At 66.7% G+C, this 19,314-nt stretch carries 16 protein-coding genes; 11 read left to right on the forward strand and 5 right to left on the reverse strand.

Features of this window, described 5'->3' with window-relative positions; translation table 11 throughout:
• The first annotated feature begins 13 nt into the window (after positions 1-13).
• The 11 genes from recR to LB310_RS06585 all read left to right on the forward strand — a co-directional run bounded on the left by recR (position 14) and on the right by LB310_RS06585 (position 11,868).
• Positions 14-610, forward strand: a complete 597-nt coding sequence (gene recR / locus LB310_RS06535) for a recombination mediator RecR (RefSeq protein WP_096227242.1) — start codon at positions 14-16, stop codon at positions 608-610.
• Positions 611-1,136: 526 nt separating this feature from the next.
• Positions 1,137-2,834: an FctA domain-containing protein gene (locus LB310_RS06540; RefSeq protein WP_278805727.1), complete on the forward strand. Its 1,698-nt coding sequence runs from the start codon at positions 1,137-1,139 to the stop codon at positions 2,832-2,834.
• A 58-nt stretch (positions 2,835-2,892) separates the two neighbouring features.
• Positions 2,893-4,251, forward strand: a complete 1,359-nt coding sequence (gene mobB, locus LB310_RS06545) for a molybdopterin-guanine dinucleotide biosynthesis protein B (RefSeq protein WP_224767909.1) — start codon at positions 2,893-2,895, stop codon at positions 4,249-4,251.
• A gap of 2 nt (positions 4,252-4,253) precedes the next feature.
• On the forward strand, positions 4,254-5,402 hold the full coding sequence (locus tag LB310_RS06550) for a 4Fe-4S binding protein (RefSeq protein WP_301154753.1): 1,149 nt from the start codon (positions 4,254-4,256) through the stop codon (positions 5,400-5,402).
• A gap of 144 nt (positions 5,403-5,546) precedes the next feature.
• Positions 5,547-5,981 (forward strand): Rrf2 family transcriptional regulator, encoded by a 435-nt coding sequence (locus LB310_RS06555; protein ID WP_096227240.1) that lies wholly within the window; start codon positions 5,547-5,549, stop codon positions 5,979-5,981.
• A gap of 65 nt (positions 5,982-6,046) precedes the next feature.
• Entirely contained in the window at positions 6,047-7,402 is a 1,356-nt protein-coding gene (locus tag LB310_RS06560) for a cytochrome c biogenesis protein CcdA (protein WP_096227239.1), read from the forward strand.
• A gap of 189 nt (positions 7,403-7,591) precedes the next feature.
• Positions 7,592-8,434 carry a transporter substrate-binding domain-containing protein gene (locus tag LB310_RS06565; RefSeq protein WP_096227238.1) on the forward strand — a complete coding sequence of 281 codons (843 nt, stop codon included), beginning with the start codon at positions 7,592-7,594 and terminating at the stop codon, positions 8,432-8,434.
• A gap of 186 nt (positions 8,435-8,620) precedes the next feature.
• Positions 8,621-9,274, forward strand: a complete 654-nt coding sequence (locus LB310_RS06570) for an amino acid ABC transporter permease (protein ID WP_096227237.1) — start codon at positions 8,621-8,623, stop codon at positions 9,272-9,274.
• An 87-nt stretch (positions 9,275-9,361) separates the two neighbouring features.
• Positions 9,362-10,138: an amino acid ABC transporter ATP-binding protein gene (locus tag LB310_RS06575; protein WP_096227236.1), complete on the forward strand. Its 777-nt coding sequence runs from the start codon at positions 9,362-9,364 to the stop codon at positions 10,136-10,138.
• A gap of 375 nt (positions 10,139-10,513) precedes the next feature.
• Entirely contained in the window at positions 10,514-10,981 is a 468-nt protein-coding gene (locus LB310_RS06580; protein ID WP_087191384.1) for a YbaK/EbsC family protein, read from the forward strand.
• Entirely contained in the window at positions 10,978-11,868 is an 891-nt protein-coding gene (locus LB310_RS06585) for a histidine phosphatase family protein (RefSeq protein ID WP_123673776.1), read from the forward strand. The genes LB310_RS06580 and LB310_RS06585 overlap by 4 nt, the downstream gene beginning before the upstream one ends.
• Before the next feature lie 78 nt (positions 11,869-11,946).
• Here LB310_RS06585 and LB310_RS06590 read toward each other — a convergent pair whose 3' ends face one another.
• The 5 genes from LB310_RS06590 to LB310_RS06610 form a co-directional block, all read right to left on the reverse strand.
• Complete coding sequence (locus tag LB310_RS06590; RefSeq protein WP_157780545.1) at positions 11,947-13,446, reverse strand: helix-turn-helix transcriptional regulator; 1,500 nt, start codon at positions 13,444-13,446, stop codon at positions 11,947-11,949.
• 306 nt (positions 13,447-13,752) lie between these two features.
• A complete protein-coding gene (locus LB310_RS06595; RefSeq protein WP_087191388.1) occupies positions 13,753-14,982 on the reverse strand; it encodes an MFS transporter in 1,230 nt (409 codons plus the stop codon).
• Between the two features lie 78 nt (positions 14,983-15,060).
• Entirely contained in the window at positions 15,061-15,405 is a 345-nt protein-coding gene (locus LB310_RS06600; protein ID WP_096227233.1) for an oxidoreductase, read from the reverse strand.
• Between the two features lie 3 nt (positions 15,406-15,408).
• The gene (locus tag LB310_RS06605) at positions 15,409-17,661 is read right to left on the reverse strand and encodes a molybdopterin-dependent oxidoreductase (RefSeq protein ID WP_096227232.1); all 2,253 of its coding nucleotides are present in this window, start codon (positions 17,659-17,661) and stop codon (positions 15,409-15,411) included.
• A gap of 233 nt (positions 17,662-17,894) precedes the next feature.
• Positions 17,895-19,226: an SDR family oxidoreductase gene (locus tag LB310_RS06610; protein WP_241557696.1), complete on the reverse strand. Its 1,332-nt coding sequence runs from the start codon at positions 19,224-19,226 to the stop codon at positions 17,895-17,897.
• Between the last annotated feature and the right edge of the window lie 88 nt (positions 19,227-19,314).

Genomic DNA, 19,314 nt, shown 5'->3' on the forward strand with positions numbered 1-19,314 from the left:
GCGGTCGGCAGCCATGTACGCAGCGCCGTCCATCCAGAAGCTCCTCGACGAGCTTGAGCGTCTGCCCGGCATCGGCCCGAAGTCGGCGCAGCGCATCGCCTACTGGATACTCAACACCGACAAGGCCACGGCGCTGCGCCTGTCCGAGGCCATCGCCGAAGTGAAGGACCAGGTCCACTTCTGCCGGCAGTGCTTCAACTACGCCGAGGACGACCTGTGCGAGATCTGCCGGTCGTCCCGGCGCGACGCGAGCATCATCTGCGTGGTCAGCGAGCCCCGCGACATCCCGCCCATCGAGCGCACGGCCGTGTTCTCGGGCGTGTACCACGTGCTGGGCGGCGCCCTGTCGCCCATGGAGGGCATCGGCCCGGACAACCTGCGCATCGCCGAGCTCATGAAGCGCCTGGCGTCGGGCGAGGTGCAGGAAGTGGTGCTGGCCACGAACCCGAACGTGGAGGGCGAGACGACGGCGGCCTACCTGGCGCGCCTCATCAAGCCGCTCGGGGTGAGCGTGACGCGTCCCGCCAGCGGCCTGCCGGTGGGCGGCGACCTGGAGTTCGCCGACGAGGTGACGCTCGGCCGCGCCATCGAGGCGCGCCGCCCGCTGTAGCTCGGACGCGCGACCGAGTTTCCGAGCGACCGAGCGGGGGTTTTCTGCTCGGGGCATGAGGAAGGCCAGGGCGCGCGTCGTCGAATCGAACGGGATGGACGCGCCGAGTCCGAACAGGCAAGAGGCCGCCACGCTCTCGCGCGGCGGCCTCTTCGCACCCAAGAAAAGACGAAGGGTTCTGCCCCCTCCAAAAAACAGAACCCCTATCTTTACCGAAGCAACAAAGCCTCTGTAAATGCAGAACTCAGTATACCACCCTCCTTCACAAAATAACAACACTTTTTTTCGGCGAAAGAACGTCCCGTGGTCGGAGGCGCGCGAAGGTCCCGGGCAATGGCCCGGTAACCGTGTCGTTGCGGCCTTGCAACGAAAAGGGCGACGGCTGCCCGGTTCGTGGCATGCTGGATGCGATGACGGCTGCGCGCATGGTTCTGCCGAGGTAGCGCGAAAGGGATCCTCCTCTGCCTGCGGGGGCTCGCCCGTCGCACCTGCAGCCAACAAGCTCCGACCCGAAGGAAGCGAAGCCATGGAACGTTCCCGCACCAGCCTGCTCGCCCCGCTCCTCGTCATGCTGGCGCTCGCCGTGGCGGCATGCTGCGTCGCGCTCGTTCCGTGCTCCGCCTTCGCCGCCGTGCCGACGAAGGTGCTCGGCAACGGCGTTGACCTGGTAGCCCATCCTGGGCAACCCGGCGATCCCCTGTACTACGACGGTGCGGGCACGCTCTACCTGACGGGCGCGACGATCGACCGGACCACGTCCGTCACCACGCCCGACGGCGACGAGGTGGCCTGCGCCCTGTACGCCGACGACGATCTGAACGTGGTGCTGGCAGGCGCGAGCACGCTGGCGTTCCACGACTCGCAGGACTCGCCGGACGATCCCACCACCGGCCTCTACGTCCAGGGTGCGGCCACGCTCTCGGGTGGCGGCTCTCTGCGTGCCGACAACGGCTACCGCGTGTTCAAAGGCATCGTTGCGAGTCGGGGCATCGAGGCGTCGGGCGTCATGCTTGTGCTCGATTGCGTGGCGAACTGCCTGGTGGTGGACGACGAGGGGGGAGATGTCGTGCTCTCCGGCTGCACCGTGGCTCTCGATTGCAGCTACGAGGCCAAGGACTCGCCCTTCGGCGCGAACGCCATTCTCGTGACGGAGGGAACGTGCAACGTCGATGGCTGCGACCTCGCCGTCGTGGCGAACGGGCGGCTGGGCAACGCCATGCGCGCGAACGAAGGGCTCGCCCTCTCGTCCTCTCGGGTGGAGGCGCAGGGGCAGGTGGGGGCGCTGTACTCGGAGGGCCCGGTGCGACTTGCGGATGTGACGGGCTCGCTGAGCGGCCTCGTGCAGGGCGGGATCTACGCTGCGCAGGACCTCTCGTTCACAGGGGCATGCGCGTTGGAGGTGTCGAACCTGCTGGAGGGCCCGGGGGAGACGTCGGCGGCCATCCAGGCGGCGCGTCATCTGTCTTTCGACCTGGCGCCCGGCGGCTTCGTCACCGCTCGCGGGTCGGCAGAGGGCTACACGAACGACTTCGAGCACGTGCCCGCCATCATGTCGTACGGCCTGGACGGCCCCTCGTTCACGCTCGCCGCGAGCAACGTTGTGACGGAGCCGGCTGGCGGGAAGGTCGTCTCCGCCACGTTCGATCCGTTCGAAGCCTTCTTCACCACGGCGGCGGACGGGTCGTTCGCCCGCACCGTCACCATCGCCTACCGGGCGAAGCCCGTGCCCACGCCCGTGGACTACGCGGTGCCCGCCGTACGCAAGGCCCTCGCCGGCGACGAGCCCGCCGCAACGCCCGTGTTCACGTTCGCCCTTGAGGCTGCAGCCTCCGGCCAGCCCCTGCCGGACACGATACGTGCCAGCGTGCGCGGTGCGGGCGTGGCCTCCTTCGGCACCATTACGTTCTCGCAGGCCGGCGTCTACCGCTATACCATTGCCGAGGTGCAGGACGTGCAGCGCGGGTGGACGTACAGCACCGCGGTGTACGAGCTGTCCGTGACCGTGGAGGAGACTGACGAGGGGCCGCTAAGGGCCGTGGGCGCGCTCACGCTCCGAGGGCAGCCCGTCTCCGAGCCCCTGTTCCAGAACGCCTACCGCAAGCCCGGCGTGCTTGCCGACACCGGCGACCCGTTGGCGGGCGCGTCGGTTGGAGCGGCGGCAGCGGCGGCGGCGATAGCGTTTGCAGCGAGTCGTATCGCGGAAAAGGGCGCCGAAAGGAGATAGGGGAATGCCGGGACGGGCGCTGCGCCATGCTATACTTATGCGCCGAAAGGACGGGTGCATGAACATGGTGAACATCCCCAGCCCGGCCCTCGCTATCGTGGGCCGCCATAACTCGGGCAAGACGACGCTTATCGAGCAGCTCATAGCCGAGCTGGTCGCGCGCGGTTACGACGTGGGCAGCGTGAAGCACCACAGCCACGTGGGCTTCGACATCGACTATCCCGGTAAGGACTCGTACCGCCACCGCGCCGCCGGGGCGAGCGAGACGGTGATCGCCGCGCCGGGGCAGATGGCGCGCATCAAGACGGTGGAGGGCGAGATGGAGTGCTCCGACATCGTGCGCAGCATGCACGGGCACGACATCGTCATCGTGGAAGGCTACCGCAAGAGCGGGCTGCCCACCGTGGAGATCATGCGCTCGGGCAACGAGGCGGACGCGCGGGTGGCCGACGTGTTTGCGGAAGGAGCCCGTCGCGGCTGGCCGCTGGGCACCGACTTCACCCAGTTCTCGCGCGGCACCGTGCCGCCCGCGGACGACGAGGACGCGCGCGAGGCGCTGCGCCGCGTCATGGAGGGCGACGACGTGCCGGCCGACGCTTCGGCGGTGAGCGCCCACTTCAAGACGCAGCACCCCGACCACGTGGACATCTCCAACAAGCTGCCCACGTCGGACACGGTGGCCGTGGTCACCGACATCGCCGAGGCCGTGCATGCCGCCAAACTGTACAACGTGCCGTCGTTCGACCTGTGCGACGTGGCCAGCCTCGCCGACTTCGTGGAGGAGCACTACGTGCGCCCGCGTGTGACCGTGGTCATCCAGGCGGGCGGCGAGAGCCGGCGCATGGGGCGCAGCAAGGCCACCGTGCCCTTCGCGGGGCGCCCGCTCATCTGCCGCCTCGTGGAGCGTTTGGCGCCGGTGTCCGACGACCTGGTCATCACCACGAACGAGCCGGACAACCTGGCGTTCCTGCACGCAGAGTTCCCGCAGTACCGCATCCAGCTCGTGTGCGACGCGTTCGACTACCGCGGCGCGCTGCCCGGCCTCTACACGGCCATGCAGGCCGCCCGCAACCCCTACGTGGCCGTGGTGGCGTGCGACATGGTGTTCGCCTCGGGGTCGCTCGTGGTGGCCGAGGCTCTGGCCATGAACGAGTCGGGCGCCGACGTGGTGGTGCCCGTGAACAAGCACGGCTACGAGCCGTTCCACGCCCTGTACCGCCGCATGGCCTGCCTGCCCGCCGTGCGCCGCGCGCTCGACCGGGGCGAGAAGCGCGCCCAGGCGTTCTTCGACGACGTGAAGGTGCTCGAGTTCCCGCAGAGCAAGGTGTTGGAGGCGGAGCCCATGGGCGGCTGCTTCATCAACGCGAACACGCCCGACGAGCTGCACGCGCTCGAGGAGTCGTTCCTGGAAGGATAGGCATGCCCAACCTCATCGACATCGTGGAAGTTGCCGAGGCCCTGGAGAGCAAGGCCGTGTTCTTGGCGCCCGACCGCTGCACGGTGGTGCGCAACCGCCATTCCTCGTGCCGGAAGTGCACCGACGCGTGCCCGACGGATGCCGTGGGTGCGAAGGACAACGTGCTCGCCCTCGACAACGAACGGTGCGTGGCGTGCGGAGCCTGCACGACCGTGTGCCCCGCCGAGGCGCTCATCCCGCTCGCACCCCTCGACGAGGACCTGGCCGCAGCGGTGGCCGACGCCGTGGTGGCCTCGGGCGGGCGCGCCGTGTTCGCGTGCGCCCGCATCGCCTCGAAGCGCAAGGGCGACCCGACGAAGTTCGCCGAGGTGCCGTGCCTTGCGCGCATGGAGGAGAGCGTGCTGTTGGAGCTGGCGGCCCGCGGCGTGGAGGACATCCTGCTGGTGGACGGCACCTGCGCGACCTGCAAGTTCCGTGCCTGCGTGCCGGGCATCGACGCCACGGTGGCCTCGGCGAACCAGCTGCTTGCCGCCCAGGGGTCGGGCATCTGCGTGGAGCGCGCCTCGGCGTTTCCGGACGACGTGCTGCTGGAGGACGCGCGCAGCCTGCTGGGCGCCTCGCGCCGCGGCTTCTTCTCGCAGGCCAAGGGCACGGCGCTGGACGCGGCCGGAAAGACGGTGGAGGTTGCCTTCAAGAAGACCGGCATGGCGAACGCGCCGTCGCTGCGCGATAGGCTGCGCATGTCCGATGCGGGCACGTTGCCCCAGTTCAATCCTGTACGGCGCATGCACGTGCTGGATGCCATGGACAGCCTGGGCCCGTCGGTGGTGCCCGAGATAGACACGCGCCTGTTCGGCAGCGTGCACGTGGACGGCGAGGCGTGCTCGTCGTGCGGCATGTGCGCGGTGTTCTGCCCCACCGGCGCGCTCAAGAAGAGCGACCTCGTGCCCGAGGAAGGGGAGGGCAGCTTCCTGGAGTTCTCGGCAGCCGACTGCGTGCAGTGCAACCTGTGCGCCGACGCCTGCCTGAAGGGTTGCCTGACCGTGAGCCCCATCGTGTCGACCGACGAGCTGTTCGACTTCGAGCCGCGGCTGATCCACCTGCCGAATCCGCCTGCGCGCCCGGGCATCCTGTCGAGCTTGAAGCGGTAAGCCGCGCAGGGTCGCCGACGGAGAATTCGTGCCTTTCATGAACTGTACCTTCTCTTTGTACAGAACATACTGTATAAGTTAGGTGAACAGTTAAGCAAACCTTCGGCGCAGGCGCCGAGTGCGAATGAAGGCGGGCGGGTCTACATGAACAGCGATTTCATCGTGGCGGTACATGCGCTGGTGTTCCTGAACCACAAGAAGAGCGTCGTGTCGAGCGAGGCCTTGGCGGAGAACGTGTGCACGAACGCCGCCCGGGTTCGCAAGGTCATGGCGCCGCTCAAGCGGGCAGGGCTCGTGGAGACGCGAGAGGGCAACGAGGGAGGCTACCGGTTCGCGGCCGACCCGGCCGGAACCGATCTGGCGTCCATCGCCGAGGCCCTGGGCGTGCGCTTCGTCGAGGCGCGCTGGCATAGCGGCGATGCCGACAAGGAGTGCCTCGTGGCTTCCGGCATGGGCGGCATCATGGATGACGTCTTCGCCGACTTGGACGAGTGCTGCCGTGAGCGCCTGAAACGAGTGACGGTGGCGTCTATCGACGGCCGCATCTTCGGCGGGGCGTCTGCGGCAAAGTCCGCGTAGGGTCGCCCCCCCCCTTTTTTTTTCGCGTTCGGCTTCGTGCCGACGACGACCGATGAGGAGCAATCATGGGTTTCTCGCTTGAAACGAGCGTTCCGGCGCTCACCGTGTTCATCCAGGGCCTGTTGAGCTTCTTCTCGCCCTGCGTGCTACCGCTCATCCCGCTGTACGTGGGCTACCTCGCCGGCGGCGCGGCAAAGGAGGGCGACGACGGCACCATCGAGTACCCGCGCAAGAAGGTGCTGGTGAACACGCTGTTCTTCGTCGTCGGCGTCAGCTTCGCCTTCTTCCTGCTGGGCTTCGGGTTCACGGCGCTCGGCCAGTTCTTCACGGGCAACCAGCGCGTGTTCTCGGTGGTTGCGGGCATCGTCATGGCGGCGTTCGGCTTGTACATGCTGGGCGCCTTCGGCAAGACGCGCGTCATCGAGACGGAGCACCGCCTGCCGTTCAACTTGGGGCGCTTCGCCATGAACCCGCTGGTGGCGCTCGTGCTGGGCTTCACGTTCAGCTTCGCGTGGACGCCGTGCGTGGGCCCGGTGCTGGCCAGCGTGCTGCTCATGGCGTCGTCCAGCGCGTCGGCTGCGACGGGCTTCGCGCTCGTGGGCGTGTACACGGTCGGGTTCGTGCTGCCGTTCTTGGCGGTGGGCCTGTTCACGGGCGAGGTGCTGCGGTTCTTCCGCACGCACGGCAACGTGGTGAAGTACACGGTGAAAGTGGGCGGCGCGCTGCTCATCGTCATGGGCGTGATGACCGTGACCGGGTGGATGAACGGCGTGACCAGCTACCTGTCGAGCTTCGGCGCCGCGCCGGCGGCCCAGGAGCAGCCGGCCGACCAGGGCGCGGCCGACGCCGAGAACGGCGGCGGCCCCGATGGGGGCGGCCCCTCCGATGGCGCTTCCGGGTCGGACAGGCCGTCCGGGGGCGGTTCGGCCGACGCGGGCGCGGCCTCCAAGGACGGCATGAGGATGGCCCCGAACGCCGACCTCGTGCTGGTCGACCAGGACGGGACGGAGCACCGGCTGTCCGACTACCGCGGCAAGACAGTGTTCCTGAATTTCTTCGCCACCTGGTGCGGGCCGTGCCAGCGCGAGATACCCGACATCGAGGCGCTGTACCGCGACCGCGGCGAGAACGCGAGTGAGGTGGTGGTGCTGGGCGTGGCGAACCCCAAGACGTCCGAGCATCCGCAGAACAGCGACGTGGGCGTGGACGAGGTCGAGGCGTTCATCGACGAGTACGGCATCACGTATCCCGTGCTCATGGACACCACGGGGCAGCTGTTCTCGTCGTTCGGCGTGAGCTCGTTCCCCACCACGTTCATGATCGACAAGGACGGCTACGTGTTCGGCTACGCGGCAGGAATGCTCACCGCCGACGTCATGGACAATATCGTCGACCAGACCATTTCCGGCGTGCGGAAGTAGCGTTCGCGCGCCGCCCGCCGGGTTGGCGCGACGCATTCCCGCGCATTCCCATTCTCGGGCTCTTCCCCTTCCCGGGAGCTGTGCTATACTGCCTGCAACGCTTTAGCGCAGTAAAGTAGAAAAGCGGTCGAGGGGCGCGCAGCCAGGGGAGGCGTGCGTCGGGCCGCAGGGACATGGGAGGAACGACCTATGAAGAAGAAACTCAAGGGCATCGTCGTTGCCGCGGCGACGCTTGCACTGGCTGCCGTCATGCTGGCCGGCTGTTCGGGCGGCGGCGACGCGCAGAAGAGCGACGAGGGCAACGCGGGCGACGCCCCGTTCACGCTCACGGTGGGCTTCGACCAGAGCTACCCGCCCTACGGCTACGTGGGCGATGACGGCCAGTTCACCGGTTTCGATCTGGACCTGGCGAAGGCCGTGTGCGAGAAGATGGGCTGGGAGCTGAAGCTGGAGCCTATCGATTGGGATGCGAAGGACGCGCTGCTGGGCAGCGGCTCCATCAACTGCATCTGGAACGGCTTCACCATGGAGGGTCGCGAGGACGGCTACACGTTCTCCGAGCCGTACATGCTGAACGAGCAGGTGGTGGTTGCGAAGGCCGACAGCGGCATCAAGACGCTCGAAGACCTGAACGGCAAGGTGGTCATGACGCAGGTTGACTCCGCGGCGCTCGACGTGCTGGAGAACGAGGAAGAGGGCGGCCAGGCCGCGCTCGCCGCTACGTTCAAGGAGCTGCAGACCATCGGCGACTACAACAACGCGTTCATGCAGCTCGAATCCGGCATGGTGGACGCCGTGGCGTGCGACCTGTCCATCGCGGCGTTCCAGATGGCTGCCAAGTCCGGCGCCTACGTGCAGATGGACGAGCCGCTGTCCACCGAGCACTACGCCGTGGGCTTCAAGAAGGGCGACTCCGACCTGGCCAAGCAGGTTACCGATGCTCTCAAGGCTCTCGACGAGGATGGCACCGTCAAGCAGCTGTGCGAGAAGTACGCCGACCAGGGCATCACCTACGACAACTGGGTTCTGTAGCGTTTCGGCGGCCCGCCGGCCGCCGAAACTGCTCGACGCTGCGAAGCGCTGACGCACCCCGCCTTGCCCCTTTTTCGCTTGCCCTCACGTGCACAAGCACGCTCGGCCGCGAAACGGGGCAATCCGGGGCACGTCAGCGCTTCTCGCTGACTTTGATGGACCTGTGATGATTGAGAAAGGCCGGACATGGAATTCGCAACCATGTTGGAACTGCTGGGATCGGGGCTGGTGTTCACGATCCAGATATTCCTGACCACGCTCGTGGGAGCGCTGCCCCTCGGCATCGTGGTGGCGTTCTGCCGTATGAGCAGGTTCAAGCCGCTTGCGCTCGTCACCCGCTTCTACATCTCGGTCATGCGCGGCACGCCGCTCATGCTGCAGCTCATGGCGCTCATGTTCGGGCCGTACTACCTTTTCGGCATGCAGATGGGCAACGACTGGAAGTACATCGCTTGCAGCGTGGGCTTCATCGTGAACTATGCGGCCTATTTCGGCGAGATCTACCGCGGCGGCATCCAGTCCATCCCGCGCGGGCAGTACGAGGCGGCCGAGGTGCTGGGCTACTCGAAGTTCCAGACGTTCATGAAGATCGTGCTTCCCCAGGTGGTCAAGCGTATCCTGCCTGCCATGAGCAACGAGATCATCACGCTGGTGAAGGATACGTCGCTCGCGTTCGTGCTCGGCATCATGGAGATGTTCAGCCAGGCGAAGGCCATCGCCGCCTCGCAGGTGAGCATGCTTCCCTACGTGATTGCCGGCGTGATCTACTGGGTGTTCAACTTCGTTGTGGAGATCGTGCTCACGCGCATCGAGAAGAAGCTGAACTACTACCATGACTGATGGTCCCGCCGCTCTGACGAACAGCGGAACGGCCGACGCTGCGGAAGCCCTCGCTGACTTTGGCGGACCTGGAAGGAGCTGGAAGTTGTGACAAGCGAACAGCCGCTCGTGCTCTTGGAGCACGCGAGGAAGAGCTTCGGCGGCACGCCGGTGCTGAAGGATATCTCGCTCTCGGTGCGCCGGGGCGAGGTCGTGGCCGTGATCGGGCCGTCGGGCGGCGGCAAGTCCACGCTTCTGCGCTGCTGCACGCTGCTGGAGACGCTGGACGGCGGGCGCCTGGCCTACGGCGACCTGGTGGTGGCCGAGGAGGACGCGGACGGCCGCGCCGTCTACGCGGGCAAGGCCGCGCTCAAGGAGGCCAAGACGCGCTTCGGCCTGGTGTTCCAGAACTTCAACCTGTTCCCGCACTACACGGTGCTGAAGAACGTGACCGACGCGCCGCTGCACGTGCAGCGGCGCCCGAAAGACGAGGTCATGGAGCATGCGCGCGCCCTGCTGGCGAAGATGGGGCTGGCGGGCACGGAGAACAAGGTGCCCTGCGAGCTGTCGGGCGGCATGCAGCAGCGCGTGGCCATCGCCCGCGCGCTCGCGCTCGACCCCGACGTCCTGTTCTTCGACGAGCCCACGAGCGCGCTCGACCCGGAGCTCACCAAGGACGTGCTGAAGGTCATCCGCGATTTGGCCGCCGAGCGCATGACCATGGTGATCGTGACGCACGAGATGAGCTTCGCGCGCGACGTAGCCGACCACATCGTGTTCATGGACGGCGGCGTGATAGTGGAGGAGGGTCCCGCCGAGCAGGTCATCAACAGCCCTCGGCACCAGCGCACCCGTGCGTTCCTGGCGAAGTACGAAGGGGAGTAGGGGCTCTCTCGCCCCGTGGCGCGACGGCGGCTTCGAGGTTCGAGCGTCGGGAGATGAGGCTCCCCGCTTATTGCCTATGATTGAAAGGGTCATGGGCAGAAACGGGGAGTATTCTCAAGATTTCGGACGGGAATCGGGGAAGCGCGCGTTCAGCGTCTGCATAACACCTGATGATAAACTTGGCGGATCGATCATCTACGCATCAGGATAAAGAAAACTCGGGCTTTTTGTCCACAGCGCGAAACGAGGGCAGAGTAGAGGCGATTGGGCACCGGCGGAGCGGCGCGCTGCCGATTCACGGGCGCGCCCTTCGCCGCATTGCGGGATGCCGCGCTATACTGGTGGCGTAACCTATCCGGAAAGCGGGGAGAGACGATGGCTATCGACAGGGTGAAGGCGTATTTGCGCGAGCGGGGCATGGAGGCACGCGTGCTCGAGTTCGAGACGTCGAGCGCCACCGTCGAGCTGGCCGCGCAGGCCGTGGGGTGCGAGCCGGCGCGCATCGCGAAGACGCTGTCGTTCCATGTGGGCGACCGCGTCGCGCTCGTGGTGGCCGCGGGCGACGCGCGCATCGACAACCCCAAGTACAAGGCGCAGTTCGGGTGCAAGGCGAAGATGCTCGCCGCCGACGAGGCCGAGCCGCTCATCGGCCACGGCGTGGGCGGGGTGTGCCCGTTCGCGGTGAACGAGGGCGTGGACGTGTTCTTGGATGAGTCGCTGCGCCGCTTCGACACGGTGTACCCGGCGGCCGGCAGCGCGGCGAGCGCCGTGCGCCTCTCGCCCGACGAGCTCGAGCGCTGCGCCGAGCCCTGCACGTGGGTCGACGTGTGCAAGCTGCCATGACGGGACAGGACGGTGCCGCGCGTGCCGACGAGCGGCATGCGGAAGGCGCCGCCGGGAGATCTGCGCCCCGTGCGGCCGGCCTGCTTCCTGCGGCCCGCTTCGGCGCGGACGGGGCGCCCGTGACGTTCTACGTGGTGCGCCACGGCCAGACGTTGTTCAATGTCATGGGCAAGGTGCAGGGTTGGTGCGACACGCCGCTCACGGACGAGGGCGTGCGCGCCGCCGAGGCACTCGGCCGCGGTCTGGCCGGCGTCGACTTCACCGCCGCGTTCTCCAGCGACAGCGGGCGGGCCGTGCAGACGCTCGATGCGCTGCTGGGCGCGCGGGCCGCGCAGCGCGGCGAGTCGTACGCACCGCCCGAGACCTTCCCGCCCACCTGCGTCCCGAACGGCCCCTCGTCGGCCATCGAGTACGGCGCGCTGCATCCCCTGCTCTGCGTCGAGACGCCGTTTCCCCTGGCACACGATCCGCGCCTGCGCGAGTGGTGCTACGGCGACCTGGAGGGAGAGCCGGGCGAGCAGCTGCGGGCGGCGCTTGCCGGCGGGTTCGGCGCGGAATTGAGCTTCGAGGAGCATAACCGCCGCCTGCCCGAGGTGGCCGACGTACTCGCGCGCGCCGACACGTCGGGGCGCGCCGAGCGCTTCGACGCCATCGAGCGCCGCCTGTCCGGCTTCTTCGCCGAGGCCGGCGAGGCCGTGCGCTTGGCCGGCGGCGGCAACGCGCTCGTGGTCACGCACTCGTTCGTGGTGCGCACGCTGGTGTACCTGCTGGATCCTGCCCGCGTGAACGACCCGGCGAAGATCCCCAACGCCAGCGTCACGCGCATCGGCTACGACGGCCATGCGTTCTCCCTGGCCGAGATAGGCTCCACGGACTGGCAGCGGTGAGGCAGGGGGACGGGGATGACGTCTCATTCGCTCGCGAATGAGACGTCATCCCCGTCCCCCTGCCTCACCCCGTGCCCCTTACAGCTTGGCCTCCACCATGTCGATCAATTCCTGCTGCGAATGCACGTCCAGCTTCTTGTAGATATGGTAGGTGTGGGTCTTTATGGTGTGCGGCGATATGACCAGCTCTTCCGCAATATAGTGCTGGTTTCGCCCGCGCGCCAGCATCGTGTGGATCCGCGTCTCCTGGTTGGTCAGCTCGTACGCCTCCGCAATCTCGGCGCACGCTGCCTTCCACTTGTCCAAAAACGCGTCCGCCTGCGGCTCGCCGGACTCCTCCTTGCGGCTTTTCACGAGGTCCCACACCAGCAGCATGACCAGGGCGATCACGATGATGATAGAGAAGATGGCGTACCCGGTGTCGAACCCCGCCTTTCCCAGCCCGGCGTACAGCAGCGCCCCGACCGACCACCCGATGAAGATACCCGCGAAATTGCCGATGGTGGGAGGCGCGTACGACGCGTACACGGGCAGCTGGCGGTCGCTTATCTCGTCGGCCAAATCGCCCCAGGTAATGGCATCGTAGCAGGTGAACCCGAAGATGATCAGCGCCAGGAAGAAGACCTTCAGCATCTCCGGCACGTAGGGAAACGGCAGCACCGCCAGGGCGATGAGCGGAAGCAGGAGCATGCGGTACAGGTCGGAGTCGGCCTCCACCTTCTTCGACAGCACGTACACCGCGAACGCCAAAGACGATACGGCGATCGAGGCGGCAATCACCACCACCAGCCCGTTCCCCACGGCAAGGCTGAGCACGGTATAGGAGGTCACGCCGAATACGAGCGTGTACAGGAGGGTGCGCGGCAACGTGGGGACGAACTCCCGGAACCGATCGAGTACCGCCTCGAGGTAGGCTCGGTAGGACGCGGCATCTTCGAGCCGTTTAGGGCCGATGCCCTTGCCCGCCAAGTGCGAGCACGCGACGGAGACGGCAGGGAAGGAGGCTATCATGACGATGCCCACGACGGGGTCCATGAACAGCGGCAGAACATACAAAAGCGAGGCCAGCAGGAATGCGAGCGCAATGCTGCGCATGAGCTTGGCGCGCCGCAGCCATACGAAGAAGGGACCGGTCTTCAGATAGACGAACGAGGACGCAAGCCCCCCGAGGGCGAAGAGCACGCCTGCCTGCAGGAAACCGAGCTCGCTTCCCATCTGCCCCAGAAATGCCGGAACCTCCGCCAAAATCGACAGCAGGGCGACGCCGATTCCGAACCAAAGGCGGTCGACCACGTGCTGCAGGTACCAGCCGGCCAAAGCGAAGACGACCATGCTGAGCGCAGAGGCACCCGCAACGATCACGCAGAGCAGAAGGTAGGCGCTGAAATCCGCCGTGGCGAACGGGTTCAGCACGTTCGCGTGGAATATCGAGAAGATCCAGGCCCAGTAGGCGGCCAGCGCGACGATGCCCAAGATCACGCGTCTCGAGCTGTTGCCGATGAGCAGGTCGCGGGCGTCGCCCTCGGCCGGCGCGGCGCTCTTGGTAGCGGGGAGCAGTTGCCTCTCTTGAGCAGTCAACGGTCTTCTCCTGTGGTCTCGGCTAAACCTCGTCATGCTGCGCAGTGCGGCGAAGGCTGCCCAAGCCTCCTTTCACCCCCGGCGGTTCGGGGAATACGAAGCCGCAGATTTCGCAGGTCTTCGCACCGCTCCTGCTCATGCCCAGGCAAACAGGGCACAACCCCTGGCGGTAAGGGGGATGGCATTTCCCGCAGTTACGGCACGGAAAGCAATGTTCCCTCACAACGGTACCCCATCTCGAATCCTCGAGGTGGGCGCCGGCCGAAACCGACGCCCACCGTTTTAACGTGCGTATGCGGCCTGTCGCTATTCGCGCGTGCTGCGGATGCTCTTATTGTAGATGCGGCGGAACACGAGAAGGCAGATCGCGCATGCCGCAAGGGACAGCGCGCCCATGGTCATAGCCGCCGCTCCGTAGCCGGCGCTGTCGAGGATCATGCCGACGATCGCGGGTACCGCCAGCGTGCCGCCGTTCTGTCCAAGCACCACGACGGCGGTTGCGGCGCCCACCGTCTTCGGCGAGCGCGCGACTTCGGGGGCCATTGCGAAGAAGACGGTCGGGGCCGCCCCGAGGAAGCACCCGAGGACGAAGGCGATGACGTACGTTCCCACCACGCCGATGTCCAGGTTGAACCACAGGAAGAGGCCGATTGCGCACACCAGCATGTCAACGAACAGCAGCAGGCCCTTGTCCTTCGTCCGTGCGAGGACCAGGCCCATGGCCGTGCCGCCGACCAGCATGCCGGCGGCCGCGATGGTCGCGCACAGGTTCGCCGCGCCCTCGGTCCAGCCGTTCTCGACGCTCAGGAACGGGATGGTGAAGGAGTTGAACGCGTCGGTCGAACCGCCGACGAGGAAGAACATGACGGCGCTTAGGAGGGACAGCGGTGCAAGGTAGCCCCACAGGACCCCGTGCTTCTCGGGATCTTCCTTGACGCCGGCAGACTCCTCCAGATCCTTGCGCTCGGATTCGGCGGGGGCCTTCACGCATACGACCACCAGCAGGAATGCCAGCACGGCGCCGATGAGGCCGAACACCCACATGCCGGTCCAGTTGCCGTTCTCCATGATGGGGGTGGCGGAAAGCGTTACGATCATCATGGCGAAGCCGACGTTCGCGCCCCACACGCCGTTGGCGAGGCCGCGCTTCTTCGGCTCGTACCACATGGCGATGATGCCCGGCCCGGCGGTCATGGCCGCTCCGTACCCGCAGCCCTCGAGCGCACGGGTTACGAGAATTCCCAAGTCGCTGGTCCAGAACAGGCCTGCGACGTTGCCCACGATGGAGACGAGCAGGGCGATGCTCACCACCTTGCGCGCGCCGAAGCGGTCCATGAGCGCGCCGCCGAACAGCGCCATGACCACGGCCGCGATGGAGAACATCGTCATCATGAGGCCCTGGGTGGTGTAGGAGATGCCGAGCACCTCCATCATGTTGGGTGCGGCGGGCGGCACCTTGCCGTACTCGAACGCGATGAGCACGCTGGCTATGATGATGGCCCATACGGGAATCCATGCCCGGTTTTTCTTACTCATTGTGTCCCCTTTCTTGATGGTGCCGGCGCCTCGCGGTCGTTTCCCCTCGTGTCGGGCGCCGGCACGAGCATCGTTGGTTTAGTTCTCCGCCTCGCAGGAGAACAGGGTCTGCTTCGGCTTGCGGGCAAGCTCCTTTGCCAAGTCCTCGAGGTCCCCGTACTTCAGAACCTGCGCCTGGCAATGCTTCACGCAGGTGGGCTCATGCCCCTTCGCAACGCGGCCGGCGCACAGGTCGCACTGGTCGGTGGGCGCGGGCAGATAGCTGTACTGCCACGTCTTCGGGGCGTATTCCCACGGGCCCACCTCGTGCACCTTGATGCCCCACTGGTCGCTCGGGTAGCCATGCTCAAGCTGGCAGGCCACCTCGCAGGTGTGGCAGCCCGAGCACCACTCGTAATCGACGAGCAATCCTTTTGCTCCCATTGCCTATTCTCCTTCCCCTGCCGGATACATCTTGCAGATGGTGTTCTTGTAGTTCGCGCCGAAGCCGGAGGTGCCGCAGTCGTAGGGCAGGAGGTTCTCCACGGTGAGGTCCCACAGGTCGTAGAGCCCCTCGTCCAGCTCGCAGGGCGCCTCCGGGCGCCACCAGGCGTGGTCGGTGCTCACGGTGCGCTCGTTCACGATGGGGGTCTCGCAGACCTGGCGCTTGCAGCGTCCGTGCTGGTTCTCCAGCCACACCCAGTCCCCGTCTTTCACGCCGTGCCGCGCAGCCGTGTTCGGGTTGACGTACACGAGCGGCTCGGGATGAAGGGCGCGCAGGCGCGGTATCTGGCGGTGCTCCGAGTGGAACATGCTCCAAACGCGGGCGCCCGTGGTGAGCACGAGCGGGTATTCCTCGGCGAGCTCCGGTGTCGACCGGGGGCTGGGAACGGGCTCCTCGTACGAGGGGAGCGGGTCGAGGCCCAGGGAGTTGTACAGGGTGCTCCACAGCTCGATGCGCCCGGTTGCGGTCTGGAAACCGGGGTTGCCGTCGGTGCGCAGCAGGCCCTTCTCGTGCATGCGGTAGTCGAACGGCGGGTAGCCGGGTGCCAGCTCCTGCATCTCCTCGAAGGAATGCCCCGTCTCCTCCAGGATATCGGAGTACATATCCTCCACGGTTTCCCATGGCCAGGCTTCAGGCGAGATGCGCTTGCCGATGTCCAGGGTGATCTGCATGTCGGACCTCGACTCGCCCAGGGGCTCTATGGCCTTGTTGATGGTCTCGGCGCGCTGCGCCCCATCGCCGATGCGCAGGCCGTTGCGCTCCGCGTACGTGCAGGCGGGCAGAAAGTAGTCGGCCAGCGCCATGGCCGTCGGCGTCATGAACAGGTCGACGCACACGATGGTGTCGATGTTCATATGCGCGGCGAGGGTGCGCTTCGCATCGACGCCGGTGCAGGCCAGCGGGTTGGTGGTCTGCATCCAGGCGACCTTGATGGGATAGGGTTCGCCCGTTTCCAGGCACCTGATGTAGTCGTCGGTCACGCATTCCTGGAAGCCCATCTTGATGAGCGGGTGGGCCTCCTGTCCGATGCGCTTCGCCTCCTGCTCCGGCGTGAGGAACTCGGAGCCCCAGCCGGCGGCGTAGTTGAGGATGCTCGCAGGCTGCTGCATCGTGCCGGGCTTGCCGATGTTGCCGGTAATCTCGAACAGGGAGAGCACGGCCTGCGCCGTGGGGATGGTTTCCTTGATCTGGTCGATGGCCACGCCCCACTGGAGGATGGCCCGCTCGGCCGCTCCGATGCGACGGGCTGCGGCGGCTATCTCCTCTGCCGGGATCTCCGTGATCTCGGCGACCTCGTCAAGCGGGTAGTCCCGCGCGCGTTCCGCCAGCTCCTCGAAGCCGTAGCACCACAGGTCCACGAACTCGCGGTCGTACAGGTTGTTCTCCACAAGGTAGTTCACCATGCCGAGGGCCAGCGCGCCGTCGGTGCCGGGACGGATCTGCAGGAAGAGCTCGGCCCGCGCGGCGAGCCAGGTGAGGCGAGGATCGACGACGATGGCCTTCGTGCCCCGCTTCATGCAGTCCACGACCCAGTGCCCGTACAGGCCGTCGGAATTCGAGACGACGGGATTGTTGCCCCATATGACGATGAGGTCGGGACGCTCCCACTGCGGGTTGTCGTAGCGGTCGGGGAACTGCTGCGCGTAGTCGCCGACCCAAAACGACCCCGAGGTGGAGAAGCAGCCGGCGACGCGGGGCGAATAGCACGACTGCCCCGACATCATGAACACGAAGTTGGGGCTGTTGAACCCCCAGCACAAACGCGTGATGTACTGCCCGATGTCACGGCCGGTGCCGGAGTAGAACGCCACGGATTCCGGGCCGTATTCCTCCTTGGCGGCAAGGATCTTCCCGGCGATCTCGTCGAGCGCCTCGTCCCAGCCTATTTGCTCCCACTGGTTCTTGCCGCGATTCTCGGGGTCGCGCTTCAGGGGATGCAGGATGCGGTCCGGGGAATAGACGACCTCGGGCAGGTCGAGACAGCGGACGCACAGGCGTCCCTGGTTGAAGGGGTTCTCCGGATCTCCCTCCACTTTGACGAGCTTGCCGTCGTCATCGGTGTACAGCAGGACCCCGCACCCCAGGTGGCATCCCGGTGCCGACCAGCCGCACCCCCTGGTCACGTGGAGCCCGTCTTCTTCGTAGCGATAAGGCTTCTTGTGCTCGACGGTGGTGTAGTCTTTTTTCTCTGCCATCACACTCCCTCTCCTTCCGTCTCCCCATGCCTGCGGCTTCGGGCTCGGCGCCCGCCCGAGGCGGGATGCGCCAGGCCGAAGCCTTCGGGCACACCATCCCACAGCGGCGCGTGGCGGAAAATCGGGTGCGGGGCGTAAAGAGGGGTTTCGAGAGGTGATTTATGTATGTCTGCCCTCCTCATACCATCGGTATGAGGAGGGCAGATGTTCTTGAACGTGCAGGTCAGATGCGTCTACTTGGCGAAGGGGCCGTGCCAGGCGAAGCGGCCGAGGTTCGCGGGCAACCCGTCGCGGGTGGGGCCGTGGTGGCGTCCGGGGGCGGGATGGAAACCCTTGCCGCGCGCCTGCCCGCGCTGCGGGTCCTGCGCCTGCCGAGCCTCTTGGCGGCCTTGGCGCGCTTGCGCTCCCTGCCCGTTTTGCTCGCGCCGCCCATCCGATGCTCCGTGGGCTGCGGACGAGCCGTGCTGGCGGAACATCGCGCACCCGAGCGTGGCCGCGCGCCAGCCGCGGCCTCCTCCGCAGGGATCCTGCGGGCGCGCCGTCTCGGGCCATGGCTCGGGCTCGTGGTCGGTTCCGGAATCGCCGCCGCGGTAGAAGCCGCGCTTGCCGTCGCGTCCGAGCGGGTGCTTGCGCTCGTAGCGCTTGCCGCCCTTTCCGGATGCGCCGCCTTCCCGCTGCTTCGCCTTCTTCTTGCCGTCGCTTCCATCGCGGCCGTCCTTGCCTTCGCCCTGCTCCTTGCACTTGCCGTTGCGTGTGCCGGAAGCCTCGGTTCCCTCGTGGTCAAGCGGGTGCTTCCGCTTGCCCATGAGCCATTCGCCGGCGGAGAGCTGCACGCCCATGGGCATGAAGCGCACGGAGACGGCCCCCACCTTGTTGTACCAGCCGGTCACGGCGCACAGCTCGCCGCGCATGAGCGCACGGTACACGCGGATGGCCGTCTCGTCGGCGTCCATGGAGAAGTACTTCCAAGCGGGCGCGTTCTGGATCCCGGCGTTCTTCGCGAAGTTCGTGCGCGTGGCGCCGGGGCAGGCGGTGGTCACGCTCACGCCCGTGCCGCGCAGCTCGCGGGCGAGCGCGGTGGAGAACGACAGCACGAACACCTTGGCGGCGCCGTAGAGCGCGTTGTAGGGGCAGGGGGTCTTCGCCATCATGGAGCTCATGTTGAGGATGCGGCCGTGGCCGCGTTCGAGCATGGGCTGCAGGAACACGCGCGTGAGCTCGGCCAGGCTCGTGACGCTCACCTGGATCATGGCGCGGATGTCCGCGACCGGCAGGTCCGAGAACTGGCCGGCGGGGCTGTACCCCGCGTCGTTCACGAGGATGTCGATATCCTTGCCCGCCTTGCATACGCGCTTGAAGATGGTGCGCGCGGAATCCGGGTCGGACAGGTCGCAGGCTACGGGCAGCACGTCGACGCCGAGGATGCGCAGCTCCTCGGCCTGCTTCTCGAGAGCCTCCTCGTCGCGGGCTACGGTTACGAGATCGTATCCGTCGCTGGCGAACAGCAGGCACAGGGATTCGCCGATGCCGCTCGTCGCGCCGGTTACCAAAGCGGTTTGGGACATAGTGGTGCTCCTTTCGATCGGGGCGGCGGGAGCCGCATGCCGCGGCCTGCCCGGCGTCCGGACGTTTGCCCTCGCATCATAAAAGCGC

The organism is Gordonibacter sp. RACS_AR49 (genome assembly GCF_030418435.1).
Classification (GTDB): Bacteria; Actinomycetota; Coriobacteriia; order Coriobacteriales; family Eggerthellaceae; genus Gordonibacter; species Gordonibacter urolithinfaciens.